This window comes from Streptomyces sp. NPDC059994, from assembly GCF_042737755.1.
Classification (GTDB): Bacteria; Actinomycetota; Actinomycetes; order Streptomycetales; family Streptomycetaceae; genus Streptomyces.
Genome location: NZ_JBHWUR010000203.1, coordinates 1 through 4,744, shown reverse-complemented (window position 1 = coordinate 4,744; position 4,744 = coordinate 1). Strand labels below are relative to the sequence as shown.

Sequence of the window (4,744 nt, the reverse complement as noted above, 5' to 3'; positions counted from 1 at the left end):
CCGCGCAGATCACCTCGGGGCGGATCGGGCTGCCGCAGCTGTATGAGCGTCAGCTCGCCCGGCCCGACGGCGAGATCCCGGCGAATCTGGGGCCGGCCGCGCTGTTCCGGTTCGCCCGTGCGGCGCTGACCTCCCGTACCCCCGAGGAATACGGCAGAAAGCTGGGCCGGGTGGCGCTCGCCGGTGGCACGGGCCCGGAGGCGGCCCGGCGCAAGGTGATCGCCGGACGGCTGGTCGCGCACGAGTGGCCGGCGCGGCGGCTGCGGATCACGGCGGTCGCGGCGGACAGCGGTGAACTGCGGATCTTCGACCGGGAGAGCGGCGTGGAACTGGTGGACGCGGTCGCCGCCAGTTGCGCGGTGCCCGGGGTGTGGCCCGCCGTCACCGTCGAGGGCCGCCGCTGGATCGACGGGGGAGTGCACTCGCCGGCCAACGCCCAGCTCGCCGCCGGATACGACCGGGTGCTGGTCCTCGCGCCGCTGGCGCTCGGCGGCGGCCCGCTGGACTCGCCGCGCACCCAGGTGGCCGAGCTGGCCGCCGCGGGCGCGCGCGTCGAGCTCATCACCCCGGACTCCGCCGCCCGCCGCGCCTTCGGCCGCAACTCCCTGGAGCCGTCCCGCCGCGCCCCGGCCGCCCGCGCCGGCCGCACCCAGGCAGCCGCCCACGCGGCCACGGTGGCCGAACTCTGGGCGTAGTCCCTTTCAGGGGCGCGGACCTGTGGAGGTCCGCCGCGGTACCGCGTCCCTTCAGAGGCGCGGGGCTGTGACATATGCGGCTCCGCCGCGTGGGCGCGCTCAGCCACAGACGGCCCGCAGCCGACGAACCCCGCTCCCCGCGGAGCGTCCCGCACAATGGGACGGTGAACGAGCCGATACCGGTCAGCCGGGCAGTGGACTGGGGCACCGCCAAGCTGATGCCCGACGTGGACCGGGAGCGGGCCTGGCTGCTCACCGTGAACGGCGCGCCCCAGTCGTACGTCGACCTCGACGACCCGACGTACATCGAGTTCGAGTACGTCCGCAGGCTCGCCCATGTCGTCGACTGCGCGGGGGAGCCGGGCGCACCGCTCGACGTGCTCCACCTCGGCGGCGGCGCGCTCACCCTGCCGCGCTGTCTGGCGGCCACCCGGCCGGGCTCGCGCCAGGACGTCGTGGAGGCCGACCGCGGGCTGCTCGCCCTGGTCACCGAGCATCTGCCGCTGCCCGAAGACAGTGGGATCCAGGTGCACGCGGCCGACGCCCGCGCCTGGACCGAGGCCGCACCGGCGGACTCGGCCGATCTGCTCGTCGCGGACGTGTTCGGCGGCTCCCGGGTGCCCGCGCACCTCACCTCGGTCGAGTACGCGCGGACCGCCGAGCGGGTGCTGCGGCCCGGCGGGCTCTACGCGGCCAACCTCGCCGACGGCGCGCCCTTCGACTTCCTCCGCCCCCAACTGGCCACCTTCCGGGCGGTGTTCGACCAGGTCGCGCTGATCGCCGAGCCCTCGGTGCTGCGCGGGCGGCGGTTCGGCAACGTGGTGCTGCTCGCCTCGCACGGGCCGCTGCCGATCGCCCCCCTCGCCCGGCTGACCGCCGGGGACGCCTTCCCCGCCCGGGTCGAGCACGGCGACGCGCTGCGGCGGTTCACCGGCGGGGCGAGGCCCGTACCGGACAGCGAGGCGAAGCCGTCACCCGAGCCCCCCGAGGGGGCGTTCGGCATCGGCTGAGACGGGAACCGCGTCCGTGTCCGGCGCGGGCAGTCCCCCGGCGACCGGCGCGGTGCGGCGCGTCAGGTTCCGTACGTCCGGGACGGTGAGCACCGCCGCCGTCAGGACCACGATCACCACCGCGCAGCCCCACAGCGCGGAGGTCCGGCCGAAGGCGGTCTCGGCCGGACCCGCGAGCGCGGTGGCGAGCGGCACCACGGCGAGCGAGCCCAGCCAGTCGTACGCGGAGACCCGCGACAGCTTCTCCTCGGGTATCTCCTGGTGCATCGCGGTCATCCAGGAGACGCCGAACACCTCGATGGACACACCGGTCAGGAACATCACCGCGACCAGCACCCCGATCGGCACCGGCACGGCGAGCGCGGCGGAGGGCAGGGCGAGGGGGAAGACGCAGAGCGAGCCCACGAACAGCAGCCGGCGCGGCTTCCAGCGCATCATCACCAGGGCGCCGCCGACCGTGCCCGCCCCGAACGCGGCGAGCGCCAGGCCCCACGGCCCCGGCCCGCCCAGCTGGTCCCGGGCGACCAGCGGCCCGTACACCGCGTCGGCGGCCACCACGACGGCGTTGACGATCGAGAACTGCGCCACGATCGCCCAGAGCCAGGGGCGGCCGATGAACTCCCGCCAGCCGTCGCGCAGATCGGCGACGATGCCGCCGCCGGGCTCGCGCGGCGGGATGTGGCGTACGTCGATGAAGGCGCGCAGCCCGCCCGCCACGGCGAAGGCGGCCGCGTCGACGGCGAGCACCCAGCCGGGTCCGACGGCGGCGATCAGCGCCCCGCCGAGGGCGGCGCCGCCGATGCCCGCGCCCTGCATCGCCATCCGGTACAGCGCGAAGGCGCGCCCGGCCTCCTCGCCCTTCACGCTGGACATCAGCATGCCCTCGGAGGCGGGGCCGAAGAACGCCTGGCCCACGCCGCCGAGCGCGCTGAGCGCCAGCATCTGCCACAGCTGCGGCGTGCCGGTCAGTACCAGCAGCGCGAAGGCGCCCTGGGAGAGGAAGTTGAGGCTGTTGGCGGCGACCATCACCCGGTGCCGGGGTATTCGGTCCGCGAGCGCGCCGCCGACGAGCAGGAAGAGGACGAGCGGCACGGTACGGGCCGCCGCGACCAGGCCCACGTCGCCGCCGTCGCCGCCCGCCTGCAACACCGCGAACGCCGAGGCGATCAGGGCGCCCTGACTGCCCAGATTGGTCACGATCGCGGCGGCGGTCAGCAGCGTGTAGTTGCGACCCGCCCAGGTGGGACGGCGGAAGCGGGAGACGGCGGCGGCAGATGTCACCTGTGGACTATCGCCGTCGCCGCCTCGATGTGCCAAACCGATCGCCGTGCCGTACGCGGTGCCGGGGGTGTCACCGCGAACGGACGGGCTCAGCCGGTGGGCTGACCGGCGAGGCGGACCGTGCTGAGGATCTTGTCGATCGTCTCGTCGGTGACCGCGCCGTTGACCCCGGTGACCGAGTAGAGGCTCCAGGCCACGAAGTCGCCCTTGGCGTTCTTGAAGCCGAAGGTGACCGCCTTGCCGTCGGTGTCGCACTTGCTGGTCTTCTTGACCCCGGTCGCCGACGCGCGGGCGAGACTGCCCACGATGCCCGACTTGGTGGTGTACGGGACGGGCTTGACCATCTTGATGATGTTCTTGTCCGGCTGGGTGTACGCGCCGTACACCCACCACGGCACCTGGTTCTCGGCCACCTCGTCGGTGTTCTTCGCGCCGTCGGCGCCCTTGGTGCCGGTGCCCGCGAGCTCGGTGTCCTCGGTGTTGCCGTCGTGGTTGGAGTCCTCGGTGCACCACTTGGGCTTGTAGTACGCGGGCGCCGACTGCATGATGATCGGCTTCCCGGTCGGGTTGGCGTGGTCCTCGAAGCCACCGGCCCAGCTCGGGCCCTTGAACTCCCAGTCCGAGGGGACGTCGAAGGCCGTGCCCCACTTGGGGTTGGTGATGACCTTCCAGCCCTCGATGGTCGGCTTCATGTCCTGGGTGGAGTCGCCGCGCGGATTGGGCTGGGCGGTGGGCGACGACTGCGCCGGAGCCGAGGTCTGCGACGGCTTCTTGTCGTCGGCCTTGTCGTCCTTCTTGCCGTCGTCCTTCATGACCACGACGCCGGTCACGACCGCCGCGGCCACGACCGCGGTCGCCGCGACGATGGCGATCAGGGTCGTCCTCTTCTTGCCGCCGCCGTCGTTCTGCGGCGGCGCCGGCGGTCCGGGCGGCGCCCCCACCGGGTACTGCGGCACGGTCGGCTGCTGGTACGGGTTGGGCTGCTGCGGATATCCGTATCCCGGCTGCTGGTGGCCGCCGGGCGGTGCCTGGGGCGGCGGTGCCTGGTACCCCGGCTGCGTCGGCTGCTGGTACGGGTTGGGCTGTTGGTACCCCGGCTGCTGGTACGGGTTCTGGTTCGGGTCCTGCGGATTCTGCTCGCCCCCGGGCGGCTGCTGTCCTTGCCACATGGCGAGTAACCATAGAGGGGACGGTCGTGGCTCCAACGTCCGCCCCTGTGAGGGGATGGTCAAGGTCTACTACTCACGGGTAACATCCGATGCCATGAGCGCTGATCAGATGTCCGTCGGCGAGATGCTCGCCGCGACCGTTCCCATGGCCAGGACCCTCAACCTGGAGTTCCTGGAGACCACCCCCGAGCGGGCCGTGGTCCGGTTGCCCGACCAGGCCGACTACCACAACCACGTGGGCGGACCGCACGCCGGCGCGATGTTCACGCTCGCCGAGTCCGCCAGCGGTGCCATCGTGATCGCCGCCTTCGGCGACCAGATGAACCGTGCCGTGCCGCTCGCCGTCAAGGCGGAGATCGGCTACAAGAAGCTCGCCATGGGCGTGGTCACCGCCACCGCCACGCTGGGCCGCCCGATCGCGGACGTCGTCGCGGAGCTGGACGCGGGGGAGCGTCCCGAGTTCCCGGTCGCCATCGCGATCACCCGTGAGGACGGCGCCGTCACCGGCGAGATGACCGTCGTCTGGACCCTGCGCCCGCACAGCTGATCCACGCGGTTCCCGAACGGATCCGGCCCCGAGTGCCTGCAC

General features: G+C 73.1%; 5 protein-coding genes. 3 read left to right on the top strand and 2 right to left on the bottom strand.

What is annotated here, in order from left to right; all coding sequences use genetic code 11:
* Positions 1-695, top strand: a 695-nt coding sequence (locus ACFWA7_RS39665) for a patatin-like phospholipase family protein (protein WP_385828018.1), incomplete at its 5' end; no start/stop codon positions are given.
* A 164-nt stretch (positions 696-859) separates the two neighbouring features.
* The gene (locus tag ACFWA7_RS39660) at positions 860-1,705 is read left to right on the top strand and encodes a spermidine synthase (protein WP_385828016.1); all 846 of its coding nucleotides are present in this window, start codon (positions 860-862) and stop codon (positions 1,703-1,705) included.
* Here the strand turns inward: ACFWA7_RS39660 and ACFWA7_RS39655 are convergent.
* Together ACFWA7_RS39655 and ACFWA7_RS39650 are read right to left on the bottom strand one after the other, a co-directional pair.
* A complete protein-coding gene (locus ACFWA7_RS39655) occupies positions 1,667-2,986 on the bottom strand; it encodes an MFS transporter (RefSeq protein WP_385534823.1) in 1,320 nt (439 codons plus the stop codon). The genes ACFWA7_RS39660 and ACFWA7_RS39655 overlap by 39 nt on opposite strands.
* A gap of 89 nt (positions 2,987-3,075) precedes the next feature.
* A complete protein-coding gene (locus ACFWA7_RS39650; protein ID WP_385534825.1) occupies positions 3,076-4,155 on the bottom strand; it encodes a hypothetical protein in 1,080 nt (359 codons plus the stop codon).
* 109 nt (positions 4,156-4,264) lie between these two features.
* Here ACFWA7_RS39650 and ACFWA7_RS39645 point away from each other — a divergent pair, with 109 nt between their 5' ends.
* On the top strand, positions 4,265-4,702 hold the full coding sequence (locus ACFWA7_RS39645) for a DUF4442 domain-containing protein (protein ID WP_329404458.1): 438 nt from the start codon (positions 4,265-4,267) through the stop codon (positions 4,700-4,702).
* Positions 4,703-4,744 lie beyond the last annotated feature (42 nt).